Raw genomic sequence first — 24778 nt, forward strand, 5'->3', positions numbered from 1 at the left:
TGCGCGCGCTCGTTACATACCCTTTCGGCATGGGCCGCCGCGGGGCCGGTCCACCGCAGTTAAAGTCCGCACCCAAGGGATTGGTTGTCGGCCGTCGCGCCGCGGGCGCGCAAGAGAAACCCGCCAGGGTTCGCCCGGACATTCGAGGAAAGTTCTTGGAAAGCGACACGATCATCGGGGTGCTGCATGAGGCGCACCTGCCGCTGCGCTCGATGCTGCAGAGCGATTTCGGCCCGGAAGCCGGCAGCGAAGACGAAGTCAGCCGGCTCTTCAAGATCCGCAGCGCCGACTCGTTCGGCCAGCGCAGTTCCGCGTCGGTGCTGATCAACCGCATGTATTCGGCGCGCGGCTACCGCACCACGCCGCTGCCGACGAGCCAGCAGCCGACCCGCATCACGTTCACCGCGACCGAGCACGACGAGACCATCGGCACCATCACGGTCGGGTTCGATTCCGCCAACGGGCTGCATGTGGACGAGTTGTTCGAGGTCGAGACCGAGCAGATCCGCGCCCAGGGTCGGAGGCTGTGCGAGTTCACGAAGCTGGCGATGGACAGCGTCGTCAAGTCCAAGCGCGTGCTCGCGTCGCTGTTCCACGTCGCCTACATCTTCGCCCACCGCATCATGGGCATCGACGACCTGGTGATCGAGGTCAACCCGCGCCACGTGCGCTACTACGAGCGGATGCTGGGGTTCGAGGCGATCGGCGAGCCGCGCCACAACGGGCGCGTCAACGCGCCGGCGGTGCTGATGCGCCTGCGCTTCTCGCACGCGCACGAGCAGATCGACCGCTTCGGCGGGCGGCCGGAACTCGGAGCGAGCGAACGTTCGCTGTACCCGTATTTCTTCTCGGTGAAGGAGGAGGCCTCGATCGTCGGTCGCCTGCGGCGCACCCAGCCGGACTGGGCGCTGCTGGACGATCAACCGGCGCCTTCGTTCTTCACGCGGCCGGTGCAGGCGCGCGCACCGCACCACTGAGCGCGGAACTCAGGCGTCGCAGAGCGACGATTCGTATTCGAGTTCGGCGGCCATCACGGGGTCGAAGTGCCCCAGGTCGCCCCACAGGTCGCACGCCAGCCGGCGCGTACGCTGTTGCCCCAGATGAGGTCGGAGGTCCATCAGCGTGCTCGAAAACGCCTCGACCCACTGAGCGCGCGGCGAGCGCAGCGCGGCCAGCGGGACGGCGGTGCCGCGCTTGAAGTTGCCTTGTGCTTGCATCGTGGTGGGTGGAGTGGTCCAGAACCCGATGTTCGCTGAAGACGACGGGTCGCGCGTGTAGGAGAAACCGCGTGCGACCCGTCGGATCAGACCGTCAGCTGCGCTGGCGGCGACGTGCGACGAAGCCGACGGCACCGAGGCCTGCCAGCATCAGCGCATACGTCTCGGGCTCGGGGACGGCCGACACCTGCTGGAAGCTGATCTTGCCGCCGCCTTGCGTGATGTAGAACCCGCCTTCGAACGGCGTGACGGTGTCCGGCGTGTTCGCGAACGTGGTCAGCGCGATGTCGTAGAACGGGTTCGGCGCGGCGAAGAAGCCGGCGTTGGTCGCGTCGATGTCGAAGTTCAGCGAGGCGCCGGCGAACGCGTAGAACTTGCCGGTCGTCGGGTCGGGCAGGGTCGAGCCGCCACCCGAGATCAGCGAGCCGGTCGCGAGAACCTTCTCGCCAGCCGCGGTTTCCACCGCGTTGCCGCCGGCATCGAAGCCGAAAGTCGCGGTGCCGACGTCGTTGTAGCCGTACAGCGTGTAGGTCAGCGAGTTGAACGTCGCAACGGTGCCGGCGGCGGTCGGGTCGGTCCCGACGGTGGTGCCGCTGGCGGTGAACATCACGTACATCCCCAGACCCGGGACGGTGATCTTGGGATCCGTGGCCGACTGGAAGCCGGTCATGACCAGGTAGCCGGTCTCGGTGAAGGTGGTCGCGCTCGTGAACGTGACCTTCGAATAGTCGGAGATCAGGATGTTGTTCGCGGTGACGCTGTCGCCGGTCAGGCCCGCAGCGGCCGGATCGAACGTGAAGGACGGCGGGTCTGCCGCCATCGCCGCCGAGCCGGCAGCGGCGATTGCCAGTGCCACGGCGGTGCGTAGCAGCGGCAAACGGGTCGAAGAAATTTTCATGGACATGGCGCTCTCCTGAGAAGGTGTGTGATGGGCCCGCTTTTGTCGCGGACAGCACATTTCAACCAGAGACGCTCGAAGTGTTTGTAGGACGACGCCGCACCCCGCCGGCTGTCCCCCGCGAACGCGGGGGCCTTCGTTACACCGCAAGCAAATGCAACATGTTTTCCGACCGGTGAGCGGGGCGAATTCCTACGTGCGCGAGGCGTGGTGTGGAGGAAGCTGACCGTCCCCAAAGTGCCCCGGACCGCCGACTGATCATGCGCCTGTCGCCATCGCGTTTCCTCCGCCCGCAGCGCAGCCGCGCGGCCGCGGCATGAACGCACGGGACGCGGGTTCGGCGGCGTCGTTCGACTACGACGAGGCGTTCTCGCGCAACCTCGGCTGGGTCACCGAAGCCGAGCAGGCGAAATTGCGCCAGAGCCGCGTCTGCATCGCCGGCATGGGCGGGGTCGGCGGCATCTACCTGCTGACGCTCGCGCGGCTCGGTGTCGGTGCCTTCAGCATCGCCGACTTCGACACCTTTGCGCCCGCGAACATGAACCGCCAGGCCGGCGCCACCGTGTCGTCGATGGGCCGGCCCAAGGTCGACGTGATGCTCGAGATGGCGCGCGACATCAACCCCGACCTCGACGTGCGGGTGTTCGACCAGGGCCTCGACGCGTCCAACCTCGACGCGTTCCTCGCCGACGGCGACGCCTACCTCGACGGGCTGGACTTCTTCGCGCTCGACATCCGGCGCCAGGTCTTCGCGCGCTGCGCGGCGATGGGCATGCCGGCGACCACGGTAGCGCCGCTCGGCATGGGTGCGGCGCTGCTGAACTTCGTGCCCGGCGGCATGAGCTTCGACGACTACTTCCGGCTCGAGGACCAGACCGACGACGAGCAGGCGCTGCGCTTCCTGGTCGGCCTGTCGCCGGCAATGCTGCAGCTGCGCTACCTGGTCGACCCGTCCCGTGTCGACCTCGCACGCCGCCGCGGCCCGTCGACCGTCATCGCGGTGCAGTTGTGCAGTGGCCTGGCCGCGGCGCAGGTGATCAAGCTCGTGCTGGGCCGCGGCCCGGTCGTCGCCGCGCCGCGCGGCCTGCATTTCGACGCCTACCGCAACCGGCTCAAGCACACCTGGCGGCCGGGCGGCAACGGCAACCCCATGCAGCGCTTGCTGATGAACGTGGCGCGGCGCCGCCTGAGCGCGCGATGAGGCCCGCGGACAAGACGCTGCGCGACCTCCTCGCGGCCGGCCTGCTGGCGCCATCCGCGGAGAACAGGCACGACCTGCGGTTCGTCGTCGAGCACGACCGGGTCGCCCTGGTGCCGACCGAGCGCGCGAGCTGGGCGGCGGCGCCGCACCGCGAGCTGCTCACGCTGATGTCGTTCGGTGCGATCGTCGAGAACATCGCGTTGGTGTCCGCGCGGCACGGACTGCTGCTCGAGCCCGCGCTGTCGCTGCAGGCGCGCGACGGCGCCGCCGTGCTGCTGCGCTGGCGCGAGCGGCCGGCGTCGATCGGGGCGCTCGATCCGCTGGCCGACGCAGTCGCGCTGCGCCACACCAACCGCCGGTTCTACGCGCGTGCGCCGGTCGAGTCGGCCACGCTCGCGGCGCTGTCCCAGGCGGCGGGTGGCGTGGACGGCGCGCGTGTCCACTGGCTGGTCGCACCGGACGAACGCCGCCGCGCATTGCGCGCGATCCGCCTCGCCGAGACCGAGCGCTTCAAGCGCCGCGCGCTGCACGCCGAACTGTTCGGCGCGGTGCGCTTCGAGGCCGGCTGGCAGGGCACGCTGCCGGAGTGGCTGGCACCGGCGACGCTCGAAGTGGAGCCGCCGGCCCGGCCGATGTTCGGCGCGATGCGCCACTGGCGCGCGATGCGCGCCGCCGCGTGGGTCGGCGCGCCGGCGATGCTCGGGCTGCGCGCCGGCTACCTGCCCGCGGCGCTGTCGCCGCACCTGGGCATCGTGCTCGCGCGCGGCGGCGACGACGCGACCACGGCGTTCAGCGCCGGCCGCGCATTCCAGCGGCTGTGGCTCGCCGCGGCAGCCGCCGGCCTGGCACTGCAGCCGATGGCCGCCGCGACGGCATTGGCACGCCAGCATGCCGGCGGCGACTGGGTCTCGGCACCGGTGCAGCAGGAGCTGAAGCGACTGCTGGCCACGCTCGGCCCGGCGGCGGGCGAGCAGCCGCAGATGCTGTTCCGGCTCGGTCGGGCGCGCGCGCCGTCGGCCGTGGCCGGGCGTCGGCCGCTCGACGACTACCTCGAAGGCGAGGTCGTGTCGTCCCCGTCGCCGCCCTGAATCGGCAGCTCGGTGAAGTAGCGGCCGCCGTGGAAGATCAGCGGCTGCGCGTCGGCCCGGTGCGCGCAGCGCTCGACCTCGCCGACGAAGATGACGTGGTCGCCCTCTTCGTAGCGGCTGCGGTTGAAGCACTCGAACACCGCCGCCGAGCCGGCGAGGATCGGCGCGCCGCCCGCCCCCTCGCTGAACGCCACGCCCTCGAAGCGCCTCGCCGACTTGCTGGCGAAGCGCTCGGCCAGCGCGTGCTGGTCCGCCGCGAGGATGTTGATCGCGTAATGCGAGCCGCGCTCGAAGTGCGGCATCGAGCCGGCGCTGCGGGCGAGGCTCCACAACACCAGCGGCGGCGCGAGCGAGACAGAGTTGAACGAGTTCGCGGTCAGCCCGACCGGCGCGCCGTCGGCGCCGCGCGCGGTGACGATCGTCACGCCGGTCGCGAACATGCCGAGCGCGGCGCGGAAGTCGCGGGCCGAGAAGCTGGGCGCCACGGCGCGGAGCGGGGGAGTCATGCATCGCATTGTCCGGGATTCGCCGCCGTCCGGCCGGCCTACACTTTGGCGCATGGACCCCCTGGCGCCCCCCCTGCCGACCGCGGCCTCCGGCAACGACCGCGCCTTCCGCGCGCAGGCCGTCGGCGAAGGCTCGATCCGGCCGACGGAATAAGCCACCGCCGCCGCGCGTACACCGATCGTGGACGCCCCCGCCGCCTTTCGCCAGCAGCTGCTCGGAGCGATCCCGCGCCTGCGGCGCTACGCGCGCTCACTGGTGTTCGACACCCACGCCGCCGACGACCTGGTGCAGACCGCGCTGGAGCGCGCGCTCGCCCACTGGCACCAGTTCGACCAGCAGCGCGACATCCTGGTCTGGACCCTCAGCATCGCGCACAACGCCTACATGGACGACCGCCGCCGCCACGCGCGCCTGCCGATCGCCGAGCCGCACGATGCAAGCGCCGCCGGGCTGGACGAGCGCCATGCCGCCGAGACGCCGGACATCGGCTTGCGGCTCGACCTGATCGCCGCGCTGAAGCAATTGCCGGTCGAGCAGCGTGAGCCGCTGCTGCTGGTCACGCTCGAACAACTCTCCTACGCCGAATGCGCCGAGCTGCTGCGCATCCCGATCGGCACCGTGATGTCGCGCATCTCGCGCGGGCGGGTCGCGCTGCGCGCGTTGCTCGACGGGCGTGCGCCGCATGCCACCGCGCCCGGCCTGCGCCGCGTCGTCTGACGCCGCGCGCCTCGAACGAACCACCATGACCTCCGCCCCGATCGACGACCTCACGCTGCACGCCTGGCTCGACGGCGAACTCCCGCCCGAGCGCCACGCCGAGGTCGAGGCGTGGTTGCAGGCGCACCCCGAGGACGCCGCGCGCGTGCGCCTGTGGGCCGCCGACCGCGAACTGATGCGCACGCGACTCGGTGCCGTGCTCGACGAACCGGTGCCACCCGCGCTGGAACAGGTGGTGTGGCGCCGCGGTGAGCGCGGCCGAGTGCTCGGCGCGGGCTGGCAGCGCTGGGCCGCGGCTTCCGCGGTGTTCGCGTTCGGCGGCTTGCTGGGCGCAGGGGCGATGTGGCGCGTGCAGGCGACCGGCCAGCCGCTCGCCGCCGCGGGGGCCGGCGAGCCGGCCTGGGTCAAGCGCGCGGCGGTCGCGCATGCGGTCTACGTGCCCGAGGTGCGCCACCCGGTCGAGGTCAAGGCGCAGGAGGAGCACCTCAGCCGCTGGCTGACGCGGCGACTCGACGTGCCGGTGAAGTTGTTCGACCTGCGCGCGCAAGGCTTCGAGCTGGTCGGCGGCCGCTTGCTGCCGGACTCGTCCGGGCCGAGCGCCCAGCTGATGTACGAGCGGATGGCGGCGCCGGCCGCGTCGGGTGTCGCCGCCAAGCCGCTGCGGGTGACCGTCTACCTGCGCAAGCCCGATCGCGACACCCCGGCCGCGTTCCGCTACGAGCAGCAGGGCGCGCTCGGGATGTTCTACTGGGTCGAAGGCGCGAGCCCGCAGGGCGGCCCGGTCGGCTACGCGCTGGTCGGCGAGTTGCCGCGCGCGCAGTTGCTGGCGATGGCCGAGGCGATCTACCGGCAAGGCGCTGCGCCGACCAGGTGAGGCGGGCGAGAATCGCCCGATGACGACAAGCCCCGACCCCTGGCCCGCCCGGCCGGTCGCGCCGGAGGACCTGGCCGCGATCACCACCGCCCAATGGCGCGCCGTGCTCGACGGTGCGCCGGACCAGGCCGCCGGCTGGGTCACCGCCGCCGCCCGGCTCGGGCACGCCGAAGCGCAGGCCATGCTGGGGCAATGGTGTCTCGACGGCCACGGCGTCGTGCGCGACCCGGCGCAGGCGCTGCACTGGTTCCTGCGCGCGGCGCACCAGGGCCACGCGATGGCGATGAACATGGCGGGCCGCTGCCATGAGCAAGGTTGGGGCACGCCCGCCGATGCCGGCAAGGCGGTGCACTGGTACCGGCTGGCGGCGCGGACGAACCTGCCGCAGGCCCAGTACAACCTCGCGAACCTGCTGGCCGCGGGCCAGGGCGTCAAGCGCGATCACGCGCAAGCGTTCGGGCTGTACCGGGACGCGGCCGACCAGGGCTACGCGAAGGCGTTCGCGAAGCTCGGGCGGTATTTCGAGGATGGTGTGGTCGTGCCGCGAGACCCGCAGAAGGCACGCGATTGCTACCGCCGCGGCGCCGAAGGTGGCGACTTTCGCGGCCAGTTCTGCCACGCCGGCATGCTGGCCGAGGACGGCCGGCACGACGAGGCCCTGCGCTGGCTGGCCCAGGTGCCCGAGACCGCGACGCCGCGTTATCTCGAGCAGGCCGGCACGCTGCTGCTGCAGTCGCCGCACGGCGCGATCCGCGCCGTGGGCGAGCGCATGCTGGCGAAGCTCAGGCCGCCGGCTTGCGGCGACGCGCCATGAAGCCGATGGCGCCCATGCCGGCGAGCATCAGCGCGTAGGTCTGCGGCTCCGGAACGGCCGGCACGTTGGTGAACAGCGAGGCGTGCGACAGGCCGAGACCGCTGGTGTTGGCCAGGTTCACGGTGTAGGCCAGGTTACCGGCTGCGACGCCGTCGGCGAAGTAGTACGCGGACCAGGCCTGGCCCAGCTTCAGCGTCAGCACCAGCGGGCCGGTGAAGGCTTGCGCGAAGGTCACGTAGCCGCCGCTGTTCGACAGGCCGACCGCGTCGATGAACGAGGTGGTCGTGCCGACGGCCGAGTTGTTGTCCTTGTACTGGATGCTGAAGGGCGCGCCCCAGCCTTCGGCGGCGATGATCGCGTTGACTTGCGTCAGGTCGTCGTTCGGCGGCGGTGCGATCGAGCCGTAGCAGTCGCTCGCGCCGGCCGAGAAGGTCACGGCACCGCAGGCCCAGCCACCGTCCGCGACAGGGGCGGCGGCGAAGCTGGAGGCCGAAGCGGCGAGGGTCGAAGCGGCGACAAGGGCGCCGAGCAGGTTGCGTGAAAAGTTCATGTGGTTTCCCTTTGGTTGGCTGTTGGAGTCGCCCCTGGCGGGTGGGTGATAGCCAAGCGATTCGACTGAAGGAAGTGTGTGTTCGAGACACAAATGGACACACCCCCGAGCCGCGGGGGCCGCAACGGTCGATCCGAGAACTGCTTCTCGTTTTGACGGCTCATCGGCCTCAGTCGATCGAATTGGTGCGAATCCGATCGGTGCGCAAACAACAAAGCATTGACGAAGACGCGGCGCGCCGGTTCGAGACACGAACGCCGCGCCCGGAACCCGCCGTCGCATAAGCTACGGCCCACCGCCGCCGGCGCCCGCGCCGCCCCTCCCTCACTTCTCCGTGCCGTCTTGGACTCTTCCAGCAGCGTTCACCCGCGCCCGCGCTTCAGCGCCGCCACCGCCTACCGGCTCGTCGTCGTCACGGCGCTCGGCTTCGCGTCGGGCCTGCCGCTGGCGCTCACCGGGCAGGCGATGCAGGCCTGGCTCAGCGTCTCGGGCGTCGACATCGCGACGATCGGCTTCCTGAGCCTCGTTGGCCTGCCGTACACGTTCAAGTTCCTGTGGGCCCCGTTGATGGACCGCTTCGAGCTGCCGTGGCTCGGCCGGCGCCGCGGCTGGCTGGTGCTGACACAGCTCTTGCTGGCCGGCGCGCTGATGTGGATGGCCGCCACGTCGCCGAGCGGCGCGACCCGCTTCTTCGCGCTGCTCGCGGTGCTGGTGGCGTTCCTGTCGGCGTCGCAGGACGTGGTGATCGACGCCTACCGCACCGATGCGCTGCACGCGAGCGAGCGCGGCCTGGGCTCGTCGCTGTTCGTGCTCGGCTACCGGGGCGCGATGATCGTCTCGGGCGGCATCGCGTTCATCTGGGTCGATCCGGCGCAGGGCGGGGGCTGGACCTGGCCCGAGGTCTACCGCTTCATGGCCGGCGTGATGGTCGGCGCGGCGGTGCTGTCGGCTGTCGCGCTGCCGCGCCTGCCGCTCGCGCTGGTGCCGTCCAGCGTGCCGCGGCGCGATCTGCTCGGCTTCCTCGCGGTGCTCGCGGCGGTGGCGGTCGGCGTGTTCCTGAGCGACCGGTTCGGCCCGCCGATCGCGAAGGCCCTGCTCGGCGGGTGGCTCGCGAGCGGTGCGATGCCGACGGCGTTGCAAGGCAAGTGGATCGACCTCGCGGCGCTGATGCTCGGCATCGCGTTCACGCTGCCGCTGGCGGCGTGGGCGGCGCGGGCCGCACGCTTCGAGACCTTGCTCGGCGGACTGCGCAGCTACTTCTCGCAGCCGGGCGCCGCGGCCTTCCTCGCCTTCATCGTGCTCTACAAGCTCGGCGACGCGTTCGCCGGCTCGCTGATGACGCCGTTCCTGCTCCAGGCGATGCAGTACAGCACCGCCGAGGTCGGGGTGGTCAACAAGGTGATCGGCTTGTGGCTGACGATCGGCGGCGCGTTGCTGGGGGGCGCGCTGATGCTCAAGCTGGGCCTGTGGCGCGCGCTGCTGCTGTTCGGCGTGCTGCAGATGGCGAGCAACCTCGGCTTCTGGTGGCTCGCCGTCAACGGGCGCGACGTGCTGCCGGGGCTGACGATCCCGGCCTTCGACTGGGGCTTCGTCAAGCTGCTGCACGCCACGCCTGTCGACGGTGGTCTGCTTCTGGTGATCGCGGCCGAGAACCTGTCCGGCGGCATGGGCACCGCGGCGTTCCTCGCGTTCCTGATGAGCCTGTGCAACCAGCGCTTCACCGCGACCCAGTTCGCGCTGCTCAGCGCGTTCGCGTCGGTCGGCCGGGTATGGGTCGGACCGCTGGCCGGCGTGCTGGCGGAGTCTATCGGCTGGCCGGTGTTCTTCCTCGTCTCGACCGTCGTTGCGCTGCCGGCCCTGGCCATGCTGTGGTGGCTGCGGGATACCGTGCGTGCGCTCGAATACGATCCGGCGACAGCGCCGGCCGACGATTGAATTGCCGACGCGCGACCCGACTTACACGCCGCATTCCGAGCATGGGCGAGAAACGATGAACCAAGACACTTCCCTGCTGCACCACGTCGGCTGCAGCTGCGCTTTCCACGGCCGCCGGCTGTTCACCGGCGGCCTGCTGCTCGGCGGCGGCGCCACGCTGTTCGCGCTGCCGGCATGGGCGCGCGAGGGCGTCGATGTCGGTCCCCAGTCGAGCTTCAGCAAGCTGGTGTCGGCCGAGCAGATCGAGAAGGCGGCGCAGCAGAACTACCTGCAGCTGCTGCAGCAGGCGAACACGAAGGGCGCGGTCGCCAGCCCCTCGCACCCGCAGCTCACCCGCTTGCGCGCGATCGCGCAGCGGCTGATCCCGTACACCTACGAGTGGAACGAGCGTGCGCGCCAGTGGCGCTGGGAAGTCAACCTGATCAACAGCCCGCAGATCAACGCGTTTTGCATGCCGGGCGGCAAGATCGCGTTCTTCACCGGCATCCTCGAGAAGCTCAAGCTCACCGACGACGAGGTCGCGATGATCATGGGCCACGAGATGACTCACGCGCTGCGCGAGCACGCCCGCGAGCGCATGGGCAAGAACGCCGCAACCCAGGGCGCGATCGAGATCGGCGCGGCGATCTTCGGCCTCGGCAACGGCGGACGCTACCTGGCCGGCATGGGCGGGCAGCTGCTGACGCTCAAGTTCGGTCGCGACGACGAATCCGAGGCCGACCTGGTCGGCATGGAACTCGCCGCCCGCGCCGGCTACGACCCGCACGCCGGCGTGACGCTGTGGCAGAAGATGGCCGCCGCCAGCAAGGGAGCGCCGCCGCAGTGGATGTCGACCCATCCGTCCGGCCCGACGCGCATCCGCGACATCGAGCGGAGCCTTCCCAAAGTCGAGCCGCTCTATGCCCGGGCGGGAAAGCCCGCGCAGCGGTTCGACACCGCGCGCTGACCCATCGGCGGCTTCTGCGCGCGTTTACTTCGCTGGCGCAGGCGCCAGCGCGCGCAGCAGCCAGCGGTTCATGTCGGCGATCTCGTCCGGGCAGACCGAGTGCGGCATCGGGTACGCGTGCCACTCGACCGGGTGGCCGAGCGCGACGAGCGCGTCGCGCGACTGCAGCGCGCGCGCGATCGGGATCACCGGGTCGGCCGTGCCGTGGGCCTGGAAGATCGGCAGGTCGGCGTTGGCGGGGCTGCGCTCGGCCGCGGTCAGCGTGCCCAGCGGCAGGTAGCCCGACATGCCGAGCAGCCCGGCCAGCCGCTCGCCGTGGCGCAGGCCGGTCATGAAGGTCATCGCGCAGCCCTGCGAGAAGCCGGCCAGCACGATGCGCGAGGCCGGCACGCCGCGTGCCTTCTCGCGTGCGATCAGCGCCTCGACCAGCGCCTGCGATTCGCGCAGGCCGGCTTCGTCTTCGCGCTTGACGCCGCCCGGGCCGAGCTCGGCGCCGAAGATGTCGTACCAGGCGCGCATCACGTAGCCGCCGTTGACCGTGACCGGCCGGGTCGGGCCGTGCGGGAACACGAAGCGCACCGGGCCGACGGCGGCGAGATCGAGCTCTTGCGCGATCGGCACAAAATCGTTGCCGTCGGCGCCCAGGCCGTGCAGCACGATGATCGACGCGGTCGGGTTCGGCGCGGTTTCGAATTCGATGACGTCGAGGGACATGGTGGGTGCTTCTTTCGGGTTCAAAGGGTGAAGTCGTAGTCGATCACCAGCGGCGCGTGGTCGCTGAAACGCTGTTCGAGGTAGATGTGCTCGGCGACCGCGTGCTTGGCAATGCCGGGGGTGGCCAGGTGGTAGTCGAGGCGCCAGCCGACATTCTTCGCCCACGCCTGACCGCGGTTGCTCCACCAGGTGTATTGCTCGGGGTGCGGGTTGAGGGTACGGAATACGTCGACCAGGCCGATCTCGTCGAGCAGCGCGCTCATCCACGCGCGCTCCTCGGGCAGGAAGCCGCTGTTCTTCTGGTTGCCCTTCCAGTTCTTCAGGTCGATCTCCTTGTGGGCGATGTTGATGTCCCCGACCAGGATCAGCTCGCGCTCGGCAGCCAGCGCCTTCAGGTGCGGCGCCATCAGCGCGAGGAAGCGGAACTTCGCGGCCTGGCGCAGCTCGCCGCTCGAGCCGCTCGGGAAGTAGCAGCTGATCAGGCTGAGTCGGCGCGTGGGGGTGTCGAACCGCGCCTCCACGTAACGGCCCTCGGCATCGAACTCGGCGTTGCCGATGCCGGTGACCACGGCGCTCGGCGCCTTGCGGCTGTACAAGCCCACGCCCGAGTAGCCCTTCTTGTCGGCGTAGTGGAAATGCCCGGTCATGCCGGCCACCGTGTCGAACCGGCCGACGACCGTGTCGGCCTGGGCCTTGATCTCCTGCACCCCCATACAATCGGCCGCCAGCCCGGCGACCCAGGCTTCGAAGCCCTTGGTGGCGGCGGAGCGGATGCCGTTCAGATTCAGCGACACGAGACGAAACACGACAGAGGACCTTCGGGATGAGCACCACCGACCCCCAGGATTCACTCGCGCAGGACTTCGTGAAGTTCGCGGTCGAGGCGGGCGTGCTGCGGTTCGGTGAATTCAGGACCAAGGCCGGCCGGCTGTCCCCGTACTTCTTCAATTCGGCCCTGTTCGACGACGGCGCCAAGCTGGCGCGTCTGGCGGAATTCTATGCGCGGCGCCTGCTGGCGTCCGGCTGCGAGTTCGACATGCTGTTCGGCCCGGCCTACAAGGGCATCACGCTGGCCGCGGCTTCGGCGATGGCGCTCGCGCAGCTCGGCCGCAACGTGCCGTTCGCGTTCAACCGCAAGGAGGCTAAGGCCCACGGCGAAGGCGGCACGCTGGTCGGCGCGCCGGTGCAGGGGCGGGTCGTGATCATCGACGACGTGATCACCGATGGCGCCTCCAAGCGCGAATCGGTCGACATGCTGCGCGCGGCCGGCGGCACGCCCGCCGCGGTGCTGATCGCGCTCGACCGGATGGAGCGCGGCGGCACCGACGACAACCTGTCGGCCCGCTCGGCCGTTGAGGATTTCGAGCACGATTACGGGTTGCCGGTGATTTCGATCGCGTCGCTCGACGACTTGCTTCAGTACCTGCATTCCAATGCCGATACCGCGCTCGGGGCCCATTTCGAGCGGGTCTCCGCCTACCGTGAACGCTATGGAGTCTGAATGAGAGCCCACCGTCCTGTTGCCGGCGCCGCGCTGATCATGCTGTCGCTGCTGGCTGCGAGCCCGCTCGCGACGGCCCAGACGACCGGCGGGCGTTCGATCTTCACCTGCGTCTCGGCCGCCGGCAAGACGCTCACGTCCGACCGGCTGATCGCCGACTGCGTCGGCCGTGAGCAGCGCGTGCTCAATGCGGATGGCTCGCTGAACCGCATCGTGCCGCCGAGCCTGACTGCCGAGGAACGCGCCAAGGCCGAGGAACGCGAGGCCGCGGCGGCCGCCGTGCGCGCCGCCAAGGCCGAAGCCGTGCGCCGCGACCGCAGCCTGCTGACCCGCTACCCCGACGACAAGGCGCACAAGCGCGCCCGCGAGGCGTCGCTCGACTCGGTCCGCAAGCTGGTCGCCGCGAGCGAGGTCCGCCTGAAGGTGCTGGAGGAGGAGCGCAAGCCGCTGCTGGCCGACGCCGAGTTCTACGCCGGCAAGCGGCTGCCGCCCAAACTGAAGACCCAGCTCGACGCGAACGAGGTGTCCACCGAGGCGCAGCGCGCGCAGATCGAATCGCAGAAGCAGGAGATCGCGCGGATCAACCAGCGCTTCGACGAAGAGCTGCTGCGCCTGAAGAAGATGTGGGCCGGCACGCCGCCCGGATCGTTCGAGGTCCAGGCGGCCATCGCAGCGTCGACGCCGGCCAAGTGACCGCCGCGGCGGTCAGCCGAGTTTCTTCTTCAGCAGCTCGTTGACCTGGCTCGGGTTGCCCTTGCCCTTGGTCGCCTTCATCGCCTGGCCGACCAGCGCGTTGAACGCCTTCTCCTTGCCCGCGCGGAACTCCTCGACCGACTTGGCGTTGGCCGCCAGCACGTCGTCGATGATGCGCTCGAGTTCCCCGGAGTCGCTCATCTGCTTCAGGCCCTTGGCCTCGATCAGCGCGTCGACGTCCTGACCTTCGCCGGTCCACAGCGCGTCGAACACCTGCTTCGCGCCGTTGTTCGAGATCGTGCCGTCGGCGATGCGCCGGATCATCGCGGCGAGCGCCTCGGCCGAGACCGGGCTCGCCTCGATGGCGCCGCCCTGCGCGTTGAGCCGGCGCGAGAGTTCGCCCATCAGCCAGTTCGCGACCAGCTTGGGCTGGCCGCTGGCCAGCGCCGCGGTCTCGAAGAACCCGGCGAACGCCTTGCTCTGCGTCATCAGCGTCGCGTCGTACGCGGGCAGCGCGTAGTCGCGCTCGAAGCGCGCGGCCATCAGGCGCGGCAGCTCGGGCATCTGCGCGCGCACCTGCTCGATCCACTCGGGCGCGATCGCCAGCGGCGGCAGGTCCGGGTCCGGGAAGTAGCGGTAGTCGTGCGCGTCTTCCTTGCTGCGCATCGCGCGGGTCTCGCCGCTGTCCGGATCGAACAGCACGGTCGCCTGGTGCACGCTGCCGCCGTCCTCGAGCAGGTCGATCTGCCACTGCACTTCGTAGTCGATCGCCTGCTGCATGAACTTGAAGCTGTTCAGGTTCTTGATCTCGCGGCGTGTGCCGAACTCCGCCCCGGGGCGGCGCACCGACACGTTGGCATCGCAGCGGAACGAGCCCTCCTGCATGTTGCCGTCGCAGATGCCGATCCAGGTGACGATCTGGTGCAGCGTCTTTGCGTACTCCACCGCCTCGCGGCTGCTGCGCATGTCGGGCTCGGTGACGATCTCGAGCAGTGGCGTGCCGGCGCGGTTCAGGTCGATGCCACTCTGGCCCTGGTAGTCCTCGTGCAGCGACTTGCCGGCGTCCTCTTCCAGGTGGGCGCGGGTCAGGTTGACCTTGTGCTTCACGTCGCCGACGAAGAACTCGACCGCGCCGCCCTGCACCACCGGCGTCTCGTACTGGCTGATCTGGTAGCCCTTGGGCAGGTCAGGATAGAAGTAGTTCTTGCGCGCGAAGATCGACAGCGGCGCCACCTTGGCGCCGACCGCCAGGCCGAAGCGGATCGCGCGCTCGACCGCGCCGCGGTTCATCACCGGCAGCGTGCCCGGCAGCGCCAGGTCGACCGGCGACGCCTGCGTGTTCGGCGCCGCGCCGAAGTGCGTCGACGAACCGCTGAAGATCTTCGATTGCGTGGAGAGTTGCGCGTGGGTCTCGATGCCGATGACGACCTCGAAACCGCGGATCAGTGCGGGTGTGCTCATGCTCGTGTTCAGTAGCCCGAAGGCGCCCGCGAATGCCAGTCGGTGGCCTGCTGGAACGTGTGCGCGGCCTGCAGCAGCGCGCCTTCCTGGAAGTAGTTGCCGATGAGTTGCAGGCCGACCGGCATCGCCGCTTCGCCGAAGCCGGCGGGCAGGCTCATGCCGGGCAGACCGGCCAGGCTGGCGGGCAGCGTGAAGATGTCGGCGAGGTAGTTCGCGACCGGATCGTCGCTCTTGGCGCCGAGCTTCCACGCGACCGTGGGCGCGACCGGACCCGCGATCAGGTCGCACTGCGTGAAGCAGGCCTGGAAGTCGTCCGCGATCATGCGGCGCAGCTTCTGCGCCTGCAGGTAGTAGGCGTCGTAGTAGCCGTGGCTCAGCACGTAGGTGCCGATCATGATGCGGCGCTTGACCTCCGGGCCGAAGCCTTCGCTGCGACTCTTCTTGTACATGTCCTCGAGGTCGCCGTACTTCGCCGCGCGGTGGCCGTAGCGCACGCCGTCGAAGCGCGAAAGGTTCGACGACGCCTCGGCCGGCGCGATGATGTAGTACACCGGGATCGACAGCTCGGTGCGCGGCAGGCTCACGTCGACAAGCGTGGCGCCGAGCTTCTCGAACTCGGCGAGCGCGGCGCGCACCGCGCCGTTCACGTCAGCGGCGAGCGCGGCCGGGAAGAACTCCTTCGGCAGGCCGATGCGCAGGCCCTTCAACGGCTGCGCGGCGGTCGCGCCGGCGCGGGCTTGCAGCATCGCGGCGTGGTAGTCCTGCGGCGGCCGCTGCGCGCTGGTCGAGTCGCGCTCGTCGAAGCCGCTCATCGCGCCGAGCAGCAGCGCACAGTCCTCCGCGCTGCGCGCCAGCGGGCCGGCCTGGTCGAGGCTGGACGCGAATGCGATCATCCCGTAGCGCGAGCACACGCCGTAGGTCGGCTTGATGCCCGTGATGCCGGTGAAGCTGGCCGGCTGGCGGATCGAGCCGCCGGTGTCGGTGCCGGTCGCGGCGGGCATCAGCCGCGCGGCGACAGCGGCGGCGGAGCCGCCCGACGAGCCGCCCGGCACGCGGGCCGAGTCCCACGGGTTGCGCACCGCCCGGTAGGCCGAGTTCTCGTTGCTCGAGCCCATCGCGAACTCGTCGCAGTTGAGCTTGCCGAGCGTGACGACGCCGGACTCGGCGAGGCGGGCCACGACGGTTGCATCGAACGGGCTGCGGTAGCCCTCGATCATCTTGGAGCCCGCGGTGGTCGGCAGTTCGCGCGTGACGAAGATGTCCTTGTGCGCGAGCGGCACGCCGCGCAGCGCGCCCGCGTCGCCGGCTGCGCGTGTCGCATCGGCGGCGGCGGCCTGCGCGAGCGCGCCGGCCTCGTCGACGTGCAGCAGCGCGCCGAGTTGTTGGTGTGCGGCAACCCGTGCGAGCAGATGTTTCGTCACCTCGACGCTGGAGAGCTGCTTCGCGCCCATCGCGCGGCCCAGTTCGGCCACGCCCATCTCGTGGATCTGCTTCATGCGCCGATCACCTTCGGCACCAGGAACAGGCCGTCCTCGACGGCCGGCGCGCTGCGCTGGTTGGCGGCGCGCTGGTCGGTCTCGGTGACCACGTCGTCGCGCAGCCGCAGCGTCACTTCCTGCACCGCCGACAGAGGTGTGTAGAGCGGTTCGACACCGCTCGTGTCGACCGCGCTCATCTGCTCGACGATGCCGAAGAAGCCGTTCAACTGCGACAGCATCGCGGCCTGTTCGGCGGGCTGGAGTTCGAGCCGCGCCAACTGGGCGATGCGGCTCACGTCTTGCGGGGTCAGGGCCATGGCGTGGGTGGGAAAAAGAGGGGCTCGTCAGGGGCCCAAAACAGGGCGCGCCGTCACGAATGCGACGGGGCTTGCGGTATTATCCCCGGTTATCCACAAGCCCTTCGAGCCTGTGCAAATCGTCATCCGATGGCGATTTGACGCCGGATCGCAGCGCGCGTGCCATGAGCCCATCGGCCTGCGAAAGCACACGGTCGGCGCCCCGACAACACGTTCAACCCACGGAACACGATCCGTCCCGCCAGTGCCGCGTCTGCTTCAATGCCCGCAGGCTGCTTGACGAATCCCCAGCCCACACACCATGTTCGGATCCTTTCGTCGCTATTTCTCGACTGATCTGGCCATCGACCTCGGCACCGCCAACACGCTGATCTACGTGCGTGGCAAAGGCATCGTGCTCGATGAGCCCTCGGTCGTCGCCATCCGCCACGAAGGCGGCCCCAACGGCAAGAAGACCATCCAGGCGGTCGGTGCCGAGGCCAAGGCCATGCTCGGCAAGGTGCCGGGCAACATCGAGGCGATCCGCCCGATGAAGGACGGCGTCATCGCCGACTTCACCGTCACCGAGCAGATGCTCAAGCAGTTCATCAAGATGGTGCACCCGCGCTCGGTGCTGCGGCCGAGCCCGCGCATCATCATCTGCGTGCCCTGCGGCTCGACCCAGGTCGAGCGCCGCGCGATCCGCGAATCGGCGCTGGGCGCCGGCGCGAGCGACGTCTACCTGATCGAGGAGCCCATGGCGGCCGCGATCGGTGCCGGACTGCCGGTCAGCGAGGCGAGCGGCTCGATGGTCGTCGACATCGGCGGCGGCACGACCGAGGTCGGCGTGATCAGCCTCGGCGGCATGGTCTACAAGGGCTCGATCCGCGTCGGCGGCGACAAGTTCGACGAGTCGATCATCAACTACATCCGCCGCAACTACGGCATGCTGATCGGCGAGCCGACCGCCGAGGCGATCAAGAAGAGCATCGGCAGCGCCTTCCCCGGCTCCGAAGTGAAGGAGATGGAAGTCAAGGGCCGCAACCTCAGCGAGGGCGTGCCGCGCAGCTTCACGATCTCGTCGAACGAAATCCTCGAGGCCCTGACCGACCCGCTCAACCAGATGGTCTCGGCCGTCAAGAACGCGCTCGAACAGACCCCGCCCGAATTGGGCGCCGACATCGCCGAGCGCGGCATGATGCTCACCGGCGGCGGCGCGTTGCTGCGCGACCTGGACCGCCTGCTGTCGGAAGAGACCGGCCTGCCGGTGCTCGTCGCCGAGGACCCGCTGACCTGCGTGGTCCGCGGTTGCGGCATGGCACTCGAGCGCATGGAGCGGCTCGGCTCGATCTTCACGTCAGAGTAACCAGGATGCAGTTGCGAAGCCGGCACGTTCGTCGCGTGGCCGGCTTCGTCGTTTCTTCTTTCGACGCTTGTTCGACGCACCGAGTCCGCGGCCATGTCCATCGGCACCATTGATCGCACGCCGCCGCCCTTCTTCCGCCAGGGGCCGTCGGCGCTGACGAAGCTGATCCTGTGCTCGGCGCTGGCGCTGTTCCTGATGGTGGCGGACAACCGCTTCACGATCACGCGCCAGCTGCGCGCCGTCGTCGCGACCGCGCTCTACTACCCGCAGCAGGCGCTGCTGGTGCCGGTGGAGGCGATTCGTGGCGTCGGCAATTACTTCATGGGCCTGCAGGGCGCGCTGTCCGGCGAACAGGCGGCGCGCCGGGACCTGGCCGCGCAGGCCGAGCGCGCGCTGCGGGTCGACCAGCTCGCCACCGAGAACGCGCACCTGCGCGGCCTGCTGGAACTGCGGCCGAGCCTCACGGTGCGTTCGCAGGCGGCGCAGGTGCTGTACGAGGCCTCCGACCCGTACTCGCGCAAGGTCGTGATCGACCGCGGCGCGACCAACGGCGTGGCGCTGGCCTCGCCGGTGATCAACGAGACCGGCGTGCTCGGACAGGTCACGCGCGTCTACCCGCTGTCGAGCGAGGTCACGTTGCTGACCGACAAGGACGCCGCGATCCCGGTGCTGAACACGCGCACCCAGGTCCGCAGTGCCGCGTTCGGCAGCGCCGGCGCGGTCGGCGGCGGCATGGAGATGCGCTTCATGGCCGGCAATGCCGACGTGCAGCCCGGCGACGTGCTGACCACCACCGGCGTCGACGGCATCTACCCGCCCGGGCTGCCGGTCGCGAAGGTCACGAGCGTCGACCGCAAGCTCGACTCCGGCTTCGCCCGCATCCTGCTCGCACCGAACGCCAAGACCGACGGCGTGCGCCACGTGCTCGTGATCGAGCCGATCGGCTTGCAGATGCCGGCCCGGCCGGAGGTGCCGCCGGCGCTCGATCCGAAGGCCGCCGCGGCAGCCAAGAAGGGTGCGAAGGCCGCTGCCGCGAAGGCCTCGGCCGCCGCATCGGGGGCCGCGCCGTGAACCTGCCCGGAGGTCGCACGTCATGATCATGCCGCGCGCCAGCGACCAGCTGCTGCTGCCGGTCAACCCGCTGTTCGTCGCGTTCACGCTGCTGTTCGCGTTCGCGCTGAACATCGTGCCGCTGGGCCGGGTGCCGCTGCTGCCCGACTTCGTCGCGCTGGTGCTGGTGTTCTGGAATGTCCACCAGTCGCGCCGGGTCGGCGTCGGCCTGGCGTTCCTGTTCGGGCTGATGATGGACGTGCACGACGGCGCGGTGCTCGGCCAGCACGCGCTGGCCTACACGCTGTTGAGCTTCTTCGCGATCACGATCCACCGCCGGCTGTTGTGGTTCACGGTGCCGTCGCAGGCGGTGCAGATCCTGCCGCTGTTCTTCGCCGCGCACGCCGTCTCGCTGGTCGTGCGCATGATCGCCGGGGGCATGTTCCCGGGCTGGCAGGTGCTGCTCGCGCCGGTGTTCGAGGCGCTGCTGTGGCCGATCGCCACATGGCTGTTGCTGGCTCCGCAGCGCCGCGCGCCCGATCGGGACGAAAATCGACCACTGTGACTGAGCTGAAGAACGTCGAACAGGAAGTCGGGCGCTTTCGCATGCGTCTGGCGGCGGCCGCTGCGTTCGTCCTGTTCGCGTTCGGCCTGCTCGGCGCGCGGCTGGTCTACCTGCAGATCTACAAGCACGAGGAGCTCTCGACGCAGGCCGAGAACAACCGGATCACGGTCGTGCCGATCGTGCCGAACCGCGGCCTGATCCTCGACCGCAACGGCATCGTGCTGGCGAACAACTACTCGGCCTACACGCTCGAACTCACGCCGTCCAAGATCGACGACCTGGAGGCGACGATCGACCGGCTCGCCGCACTGGTCACGATCGAGCCGCGCGACCGCAAGCGCTTCAAGCGGCTGATGGAGGAGAACAAGAGCTTCGAGTCGCTGCCGATCCGCACCAAGCTCAGTGACGACGAGGTCGCGCGCTTCACCGCGCAGCGCTTCATGTTCACCGGCGTCGACATCAAGGCGCGGTTGTTCCGCAACTACCCGCTGGGCCAGGTCGGCAGCCACCTGATCGGCTACATCGGCCGGATCAACGAGGCCGAGAAGGCCAAGATCGACGACTCCGAGGACGAGGCCAACTACCGCGGCACGCAGTACATCGGCAAGCTCGGCGTCGAGCAGAGCTACGAGGCCGAGCTGCACGGCACGACCGGCTTCGAGGAGATGGAGACCAGCGCCGGCGGCCACCCGGTGCGCCGCCTCGACAGCCGCCCGGCCACGCCCGGCAACGCGCTGGTGATGTCGATCGACATCCGGCTGCAGGCGCTGGTCGAGGAGCTGTTCGGCGATCGCCGCGGCGCGCTGGTCGCGATCGACCCGCGCAACGGCGAGGTGCTGGCCTTCGTCAGCAAGCCCAATTTCGATCCCAACCTGTTCGTCGACGGCATCGACAGCGAGAACTGGAAGGCGCTGAACGAGTCGCTCGACAAGCCGCTGCTGAACCGCGCGCTGCGCGGCACCTACTCGCCCGGCTCGACCTACAAGCCGTTCATGGCGATGGCGGCGCTGACGCTGGGCAAGCGCACGCCGCAGCAGGCGATCAACGACCCCGGGTACTTCAACTTCGGCAACCACCGCTTCCGCGACGACAAGGAGGGCGGGCACGGCTCGGTCGACATGTACAAGTCGATCGTGCAGTCCTGCGACACCTACTACTACATGCTCGCCAACGACCTCGGTGTCGATGCGATCCACGATTTCATGGCCCCGCTCGGCCTGGGCCAGCTGACCGGCATCGACATGCAGGGCGAGCTGCGCGGCGTGCTGCCGTCCACCGAATGGAAGCGCAACGCCTACCGCAAGAAGGAACTGCAGAAGTGGTATGCCGGCGAGACGATCTCGCTGGGCATCGGCCAGGGCCAGAACAATTTCACGATGCTGCAGCTGGCGCAGGCGACCGCGACGATGGCGTCCGGCGGGCTGCGCTTCAAGCCGCACCTGGTCAAGATCGTCGAGAACTTCGAGACGCGTGCGCAGCGGCGCGCCGTCGGCGAGGCGCTGCCGCCGCTGAACTGGAAGCCGGAGCATGTCGAGTTCATCCGCAAGGCGATGTACGGCGTCACCCAGGAAGGCACCGGACGCGGCGCGTTCCTGAATGCCCCCTACCAGTCGGGCGGCAAGACCGGCACCGCGCAGGTCATCGGCATCAAGCAGGGCGAGAAATACAACGCCAAGAACCTCGACGAGCGGCATCGCGACAACGCGCTGTACACCGCGTTCGCACCGCTCGAATCACCGCAGATCGCGATCGCGCTGGTGGTCGAGAACGCCGGCTTCGGCGCCGGCGCCGCCGCGCCGATCGCGCGCCGCGTGATCGACTACGTGCTCACCGGCATGGTCCCGAGCGAGGCCGACATCGCGGCCACCAAGCTCGGCCAGTCGACCGCGCCGATCGGCACGCCGCGTCCCGCGGCCTCGGTGCCCTTGCCCGGCACCACGGTCGACGGCGCGGCCGCGGCGCTGCTGACGCCGCCGGCGCCGGCGCCGGCGGCCTCTGCCGTGGTCGCGGCGAACGAGAGATCTCGGTGAGCGCGATCTTCGAGCGGCCTTCGCTGTGGCTGCGCATCAAGCCGGTGTTCACCGGGTTCGACGTGCCGCTGATCCTGGCGATGCTCCTCCTCGCAGGTGCCGGGCTCGTCACGATGTATTCGGCGGGCTTCGACTCCGGCACGCGCTTCGTCGACCACGGCCGCAACATGCTGCTGGCGCTCGGCGTGGTCTTCATCGTCGCGCAGGTCTCGCCGCAGACGCTGATGAAGGCGGCGGTGCCGCTCTATACGGTCGGTGTGGCATTGCTGATCGCGGTGGCCGTGATGGGCGTGACCAAGAAGGGCGCGACCCGCTGGCTCAACGTCGGCGTCGTGATCCAGCCGAGCGAGGTCCTGAAGATCGCGATGCCGCTGATGCTGGCGTGGTGGTTCCAGCGCCGCGAGGGCCAGCTGCGCGCGCCCGACTTCGTGATCGCGGCGCTGCTGCTGCTGGTGCCGGTCGGGTTGATCGTCAAGCAGCCCGACCTGGGCACGGCGATCCTGGTGCTGTCGGCCGGCTTCTACGTGATCTTCTTCGCCGGGCTGAGCTGGAAGCTGACCCTGCCTGTGCTGCTGGTCGGCGCGATCGGGATCACCGCGATCGTCGTCTCCGAGGACAAGATCTGCCAGCCCGAGGTCAGCTGGCAGCCGGTGTTGAAGGACTACCAGAAGAACCGCGTCTGCACGCTGCTGGACCCGACGACCGACCCGCTCGGTAAGGGCTTCCACATCATCCAGGGAATGATCGCGATCGGCTCCGGCGGCGTCCACGGCAAGGGCTTCATGAAGGGCACGCAGACGCACCTGGAGTTCATCCCGGAGCGCACGACCGACTTCATCTTCGCGGCCTACTCCGAGGAGTTCGGGCTGGTCGGCTGCATCGGCCTGGTGCTCGGCTTCGTGTTCCTGATCTTCCGCGGGCTGATGATCGCCGCGGAGGCGCCCACGGCGTTCACGCGGCTGCTCGCCGGCGCCATCACGCTGAGCTGGTTCACCTACGCCTTCGTCAACATGGGCATGGTCAGCGGCATCCTGCCGGTGGTGGGCGTGCCGCTCCCGTTCATCAGCTACGGCGGCACCGCCATGGTCACGCTCGGCCTGGGGCTGGGGATCCTGATGTCGATCTCGAAGAGCCGCCGCCTGATTCAAAGCTGACGGTCGGCGCCGCCTCTTCGTCTGCCGGCGTTGCACTGCTCGCCTGCAGCCGCACCGTGATCAGCGTGCCGGGCGGGGTGCGGGTCGACGCGTCGGTGATCGCGATCTCTGCACCGTGCTGCATCGCGATCTCGCGCACGATCGCCAGGCCGAGGCCGGAGCCGTCGACCTCGGTGCCCAGCGAACGGTAGAACGGCTGGAACACGAGCTCGCGTTCGGCCAGCGCGATGCCGGGCCCCGAATCCTCGACCTGCAGGACCACCACCTGGCCAAACGGATCGTCGATCACCCGCACCGTCACCGTGCCGCCAGCGGGCGTGTACTGCAGCGCGTTGTCGACCAGGTTGCGGATCAGCTCGCGCAGCAGCAGCGCGTGGCCGAGCACCTGCGGACCTTGCGGGTGGCGCGCGGCGGCCAGGTCGCCGGGCCCCTCGTAGCCCAGGTCGATGCGCTTTTCGAGCGCGCGCGGCACGAAGTCGTGCACGGTCTCGGTCGCCAGCCGCGCCAGGTTCACGACCTGGCGCTGCGGCGCCTGTTGCTGGTTCTCGGCACGCGCCATCGCGAGCAGCTGGTTCACCATGTGCGCGGCGCTCTGGCTGGAGCGGGCGATCTGCTGGAGCGTCTTCTTGAGCGCCTGCGGGTCGGTCTGGCCGGCGTCGATCTGGCGCTGCGCCAGTTCGGCCTGGGTGCGCAGGCCCGCCAGCGGCGTCTTCAACTGGTGGGCGGCGTCGGCCAGGAAGTGCTTCTGCGAACGCAGCGACTGGTCGAGCCGGGCGAGCAGGTCGTTGATCGCGCGCACGAGCGGCGAGACCTCCTCGGGTGCCTGGCGCTCGTCGATCGGGCTCAGGTCGTTGCTGTCGCGCCGACGGATGCGCTGCTGCAGCTCGTTCAGCGGCGCGATGCCGCGCGCCAGCGCCAGCCACACCAGCAGCACCGCGAGCGGCAGGATCACGAACTGCGGCAGGATCACGCCCTTGATGATCTCGGTGGCCAGGCGCGAGCGCTTGCCCAGCGTCTCGGCCACCTGCACCAGCGGGGCCTCGCCGGTCGCCGGGGTCGCCGCGTCCGGGTCCGGCGGCCGGTCCTGGACGTTGACCCACAGGTAGGCGACTCGCACGCTCTCGTTGTTGAGCGTTTCGTCGCGGAAGCGCACCTCGCCTGGCGGCGCGCGGTCCTCGTCGGCCGGCACCGGCAGCGCGGCGTCGCCGCTGAGGAACTCGCCGCGCAGGCCCAGCACCTGGTAGTAGATGTCGTCGGCCTCGTCGGTGCGCAGGATCTCGGCGGCCGCGGCGGGCAGCTTGAACTGCGCCCGCGCGCGGCCGGGCTCGCCGCGCACCGAGACTTCCTTGGACAGCACGCGCACCATCTCGCCGAGTTCGCGATCGAATGGCTTGTTCGCGATGCCCTGCGCCACGAGCCAAGTCAGCACCACGCTCATCGGCCACAGCAGGAGCAGCGGCGCGAGCATCCAGTCGAGGATCTCGCCGAACAGCGAGCGTTGCTCGCGGGGGCGCGAATCGGGCAGCGTGGGCATGGGTGCGGCGGAGCATAGCGCCGTGGCCTGTCGCGGTGGCTGACAACGTGTTGCGTTGTTGCCCTTTTCCCCGGGTATCGCTGCGCGGCACATGTTCCTAAAGTCAAGCACGAAGTAGCGACATCATCGGCAGCAACTTCTCCGGCACCGCGTTCAACCTGGTGCCCGGTCACGGGGCGTACATTGACC

Annotated in this window: 25 protein-coding genes; 15 read left to right on the forward strand and 10 right to left on the reverse strand. The window is 69.7% G+C overall.

What is annotated here, in order from left to right; translation table 11 throughout:
- Positions 1–155: 155 nt before the first annotated feature.
- Positions 156–977 carry a long-chain N-acyl amino acid synthase gene (locus ASC76_RS25955; protein WP_200947199.1) on the forward strand — a complete coding sequence of 274 codons (822 nt, stop codon included), beginning with the start codon at positions 156–158 and terminating at the stop codon, positions 975–977.
- A 9-nt stretch (positions 978–986) separates the two neighbouring features.
- Here ASC76_RS25955 and ASC76_RS22010 read toward each other — a convergent pair whose 3' ends face one another.
- Together ASC76_RS22010 and pepA are read right to left on the reverse strand one after the other, a co-directional pair.
- Positions 987–1217, reverse strand: a complete 231-nt coding sequence (locus tag ASC76_RS22010; RefSeq protein ID WP_056471921.1) for a hypothetical protein — start codon at positions 1215–1217, stop codon at positions 987–989.
- Positions 1218–1311: 94 nt separating this feature from the next.
- Positions 1312–2121: a flocculation-associated PEP-CTERM protein PepA gene (gene pepA, locus ASC76_RS25615; protein ID WP_162247154.1), complete on the reverse strand. Its 810-nt coding sequence runs from the start codon at positions 2119–2121 to the stop codon at positions 1312–1314.
- 310 nt (positions 2122–2431) lie between these two features.
- Here pepA and ASC76_RS22020 point away from each other — a divergent pair, with 310 nt between their 5' ends.
- Together ASC76_RS22020 and ASC76_RS22025 are read left to right on the forward strand one after the other, a co-directional pair.
- Positions 2432–3316, forward strand: coding sequence for a ThiF family adenylyltransferase (locus ASC76_RS22020; protein WP_056471928.1), 885 nt, complete (start codon positions 2432–2434; stop codon positions 3314–3316).
- Positions 3313–4404, forward strand: a complete 1092-nt coding sequence (locus ASC76_RS22025; protein ID WP_056471931.1) for a hypothetical protein — start codon at positions 3313–3315, stop codon at positions 4402–4404. The genes ASC76_RS22020 and ASC76_RS22025 overlap by 4 nt, the downstream gene beginning before the upstream one ends.
- On the opposite strand, the gene ASC76_RS22030 is transcribed toward ASC76_RS22025, so the two are convergent.
- Entirely contained in the window at positions 4362–4910 is a 549-nt protein-coding gene (locus tag ASC76_RS22030; RefSeq protein ID WP_056471934.1) for a flavin reductase family protein, read from the reverse strand. The genes ASC76_RS22025 and ASC76_RS22030 overlap by 43 nt on opposite strands.
- A 181-nt stretch (positions 4911–5091) precedes the next feature.
- Between ASC76_RS22030 and ASC76_RS22035 the strand changes: the two genes are divergently transcribed.
- The 3 genes from ASC76_RS22035 to ASC76_RS22045 are packed head-to-tail and all read left to right on the forward strand — an operon-like array spanning position 5092 to position 7316.
- On the forward strand, positions 5092–5628 hold the full coding sequence (locus tag ASC76_RS22035; RefSeq protein WP_082549379.1) for a sigma-70 family RNA polymerase sigma factor: 537 nt from the start codon (positions 5092–5094) through the stop codon (positions 5626–5628).
- A gap of 25 nt (positions 5629–5653) precedes the next feature.
- Positions 5654–6502, forward strand: coding sequence for an anti-sigma factor (locus tag ASC76_RS22040; RefSeq protein ID WP_082549394.1), 849 nt, complete (start codon positions 5654–5656; stop codon positions 6500–6502).
- A gap of 19 nt (positions 6503–6521) precedes the next feature.
- Entirely contained in the window at positions 6522–7316 is a 795-nt protein-coding gene (locus ASC76_RS22045; protein ID WP_056471942.1) for a tetratricopeptide repeat protein, read from the forward strand.
- On the opposite strand, the gene ASC76_RS22050 is transcribed toward ASC76_RS22045, so the two are convergent.
- Entirely contained in the window at positions 7285–7866 is a 582-nt protein-coding gene (locus tag ASC76_RS22050; protein WP_056471947.1) for an FxDxF family PEP-CTERM protein, read from the reverse strand. The two genes, ASC76_RS22045 and ASC76_RS22050, sit on opposite strands and share 32 nt — an antisense overlap.
- A 342-nt stretch (positions 7867–8208) precedes the next feature.
- Between ASC76_RS22050 and ASC76_RS22055 the strand changes: the two genes are divergently transcribed.
- On the forward strand, positions 8209–9801 hold the full coding sequence (locus ASC76_RS22055) for an MFS transporter (RefSeq protein ID WP_056471949.1): 1593 nt from the start codon (positions 8209–8211) through the stop codon (positions 9799–9801).
- Positions 9802–9856: 55 nt separating this feature from the next.
- Positions 9857–10747 carry a M48 family metallopeptidase gene (locus ASC76_RS22060; protein WP_056471954.1) on the forward strand — a complete coding sequence of 297 codons (891 nt, stop codon included), beginning with the start codon at positions 9857–9859 and terminating at the stop codon, positions 10745–10747.
- Between the two features lie 24 nt (positions 10748–10771).
- Here the strand turns inward: ASC76_RS22060 and ASC76_RS22065 are convergent, their stop codons facing one another.
- Positions 10772–11461, reverse strand: coding sequence for an alpha/beta hydrolase (locus ASC76_RS22065; protein ID WP_056471957.1), 690 nt, complete (start codon positions 11459–11461; stop codon positions 10772–10774).
- A 20-nt stretch (positions 11462–11481) separates the two neighbouring features.
- Complete coding sequence (locus tag ASC76_RS22070) at positions 11482–12267, reverse strand: exodeoxyribonuclease III (RefSeq protein ID WP_056471961.1); 786 nt, start codon at positions 12265–12267, stop codon at positions 11482–11484.
- 17 nt (positions 12268–12284) lie between these two features.
- Here ASC76_RS22070 and pyrE point away from each other — a divergent pair, with 17 nt between their 5' ends.
- Entirely contained in the window at positions 12285–12962 is a 678-nt protein-coding gene (gene pyrE, locus ASC76_RS22075; RefSeq protein WP_056471964.1) for an orotate phosphoribosyltransferase, read from the forward strand.
- On the forward strand, positions 12963–13655 hold the full coding sequence (locus tag ASC76_RS22080) for a hypothetical protein (protein ID WP_056471968.1): 693 nt from the start codon (positions 12963–12965) through the stop codon (positions 13653–13655). It begins immediately after the preceding gene.
- 12 nt (positions 13656–13667) lie between these two features.
- Here ASC76_RS22080 and gatB read toward each other — a convergent pair whose 3' ends face one another.
- Genes gatB through gatC form a run of 3 tightly spaced genes read right to left on the reverse strand, consistent with a single transcriptional unit; the run spans position 13668 to position 16911 of the window.
- A complete protein-coding gene (gene gatB, locus ASC76_RS22085; protein ID WP_056471972.1) occupies positions 13668–15116 on the reverse strand; it encodes an Asp-tRNA(Asn)/Glu-tRNA(Gln) amidotransferase subunit GatB in 1449 nt (482 codons plus the stop codon).
- An 8-nt stretch (positions 15117–15124) separates the two neighbouring features.
- Positions 15125–16612 carry an Asp-tRNA(Asn)/Glu-tRNA(Gln) amidotransferase subunit GatA gene (gene gatA / locus ASC76_RS22090; protein ID WP_056471975.1) on the reverse strand — a complete coding sequence of 496 codons (1488 nt, stop codon included), beginning with the start codon at positions 16610–16612 and terminating at the stop codon, positions 15125–15127.
- A complete protein-coding gene (gene gatC / locus ASC76_RS22095) occupies positions 16609–16911 on the reverse strand; it encodes an Asp-tRNA(Asn)/Glu-tRNA(Gln) amidotransferase subunit GatC (RefSeq protein WP_056471979.1) in 303 nt (100 codons plus the stop codon). The genes gatA and gatC overlap by 4 nt, the downstream gene beginning before the upstream one ends.
- 301 nt (positions 16912–17212) lie before the next feature.
- Between gatC and ASC76_RS22100 the strand changes: the two genes are divergently transcribed.
- The 5 genes from ASC76_RS22100 to rodA all read left to right on the forward strand — a co-directional run bounded on the left by ASC76_RS22100 (position 17213) and on the right by rodA (position 23055).
- Positions 17213–18256 (forward strand): rod shape-determining protein, encoded by a 1044-nt coding sequence (locus ASC76_RS22100; RefSeq protein WP_056471982.1) that lies wholly within the window; start codon positions 17213–17215, stop codon positions 18254–18256.
- Positions 18257–18349: 93 nt separating this feature from the next.
- Positions 18350–19327, forward strand: coding sequence for a rod shape-determining protein MreC (mreC, locus tag ASC76_RS22105; RefSeq protein WP_056471985.1), 978 nt, complete (start codon positions 18350–18352; stop codon positions 19325–19327).
- Between the two features lie 22 nt (positions 19328–19349).
- Complete coding sequence (mreD, locus tag ASC76_RS22110) at positions 19350–19871, forward strand: rod shape-determining protein MreD (protein WP_056471988.1); 522 nt, start codon at positions 19350–19352, stop codon at positions 19869–19871.
- Entirely contained in the window at positions 19868–21901 is a 2034-nt protein-coding gene (gene mrdA, locus ASC76_RS22115; protein WP_056471991.1) for a penicillin-binding protein 2, read from the forward strand. Before mreD ends, mrdA begins: the two co-directional genes overlap by 4 nt.
- Positions 21898–23055: a rod shape-determining protein RodA gene (gene rodA / locus ASC76_RS22120; RefSeq protein ID WP_056471993.1), complete on the forward strand. Its 1158-nt coding sequence runs from the start codon at positions 21898–21900 to the stop codon at positions 23053–23055. The genes mrdA and rodA overlap by 4 nt, the downstream gene beginning before the upstream one ends.
- Here the strand turns inward: rodA and ASC76_RS22125 are convergent.
- On the reverse strand, positions 22988–24589 hold the full coding sequence (locus ASC76_RS22125) for a sensor histidine kinase (protein ID WP_082549380.1): 1602 nt from the start codon (positions 24587–24589) through the stop codon (positions 22988–22990). The two genes, rodA and ASC76_RS22125, sit on opposite strands and share 68 nt — an antisense overlap.
- Positions 24590–24778: the final 189 nt, after the last annotated feature.

Origin of the sequence: Rhizobacter sp. Root404 (assembly GCF_001425865.1) — a bacterium.
Lineage (GTDB): Bacteria > Pseudomonadota > Gammaproteobacteria > Burkholderiales > Burkholderiaceae_C > LMDS01.

What these genes read in the sequence shown, in the direction of transcription:
- ASC76_RS22010 (WP_056471921.1), bottom strand. Translation starts at nt 1,217, where the DNA reads ATGCAAGCACAAGGCAACTTCAAGCGCGGCACCGCCGTCCCGCTGGCC.
- ASC76_RS22100 (WP_056471982.1), top strand. Translation starts at nt 17,213, where the DNA reads ATGTTCGGATCCTTTCGTCGCTATTTCTCGACTGATCTGGCCATCGAC.
- mreC (WP_056471985.1), top strand. Translation starts at nt 18,350, where the DNA reads ATGTCCATCGGCACCATTGATCGCACGCCGCCGCCCTTCTTCCGCCAG.
- pyrE (WP_056471964.1), top strand. Translation starts at nt 12,285, where the DNA reads ATGAGCACCACCGACCCCCAGGATTCACTCGCGCAGGACTTCGTGAAG.
- ASC76_RS22050 (WP_056471947.1), bottom strand. Translation starts at nt 7,866, where the DNA reads ATGAACTTTTCACGCAACCTGCTCGGCGCCCTTGTCGCCGCTTCGACC.
- gatB (WP_056471972.1), bottom strand. Translation starts at nt 15,116, where the DNA reads ATGAGCACACCCGCACTGATCCGCGGTTTCGAGGTCGTCATCGGCATC.
- ASC76_RS22045 (WP_056471942.1), top strand. Translation starts at nt 6,522, where the DNA reads ATGACGACAAGCCCCGACCCCTGGCCCGCCCGGCCGGTCGCGCCGGAG.
- gatA (WP_056471975.1), bottom strand. Translation starts at nt 16,612, where the DNA reads ATGAAGCAGATCCACGAGATGGGCGTGGCCGAACTGGGCCGCGCGATG.
- gatC (WP_056471979.1), bottom strand. Translation starts at nt 16,911, where the DNA reads ATGGCCCTGACCCCGCAAGACGTGAGCCGCATCGCCCAGTTGGCGCGG.
- ASC76_RS22080 (WP_056471968.1), top strand. Translation starts at nt 12,963, where the DNA reads ATGAGAGCCCACCGTCCTGTTGCCGGCGCCGCGCTGATCATGCTGTCG.
- ASC76_RS22030 (WP_056471934.1), bottom strand. Translation starts at nt 4,910, where the DNA reads ATGACTCCCCCGCTCCGCGCCGTGGCGCCCAGCTTCTCGGCCCGCGAC.
- ASC76_RS22020 (WP_056471928.1), top strand. Translation starts at nt 2,432, where the DNA reads ATGAACGCACGGGACGCGGGTTCGGCGGCGTCGTTCGACTACGACGAG.
- ASC76_RS22065 (WP_056471957.1), bottom strand. Translation starts at nt 11,461, where the DNA reads ATGTCCCTCGACGTCATCGAATTCGAAACCGCGCCGAACCCGACCGCG.
- ASC76_RS22025 (WP_056471931.1), top strand. Translation starts at nt 3,313, where the DNA reads ATGAGGCCCGCGGACAAGACGCTGCGCGACCTCCTCGCGGCCGGCCTG.
- ASC76_RS22125 (WP_082549380.1), bottom strand. Translation starts at nt 24,589, where the DNA reads ATGCCCACGCTGCCCGATTCGCGCCCCCGCGAGCAACGCTCGCTGTTC.
- ASC76_RS22060 (WP_056471954.1), top strand. Translation starts at nt 9,857, where the DNA reads ATGAACCAAGACACTTCCCTGCTGCACCACGTCGGCTGCAGCTGCGCT.
- mreD (WP_056471988.1), top strand. Translation starts at nt 19,350, where the DNA reads ATGATCATGCCGCGCGCCAGCGACCAGCTGCTGCTGCCGGTCAACCCG.
- ASC76_RS22040 (WP_082549394.1), top strand. Translation starts at nt 5,654, where the DNA reads ATGACCTCCGCCCCGATCGACGACCTCACGCTGCACGCCTGGCTCGAC.
- pepA (WP_162247154.1), bottom strand. Translation starts at nt 2,121, where the DNA reads ATGTCCATGAAAATTTCTTCGACCCGTTTGCCGCTGCTACGCACCGCC.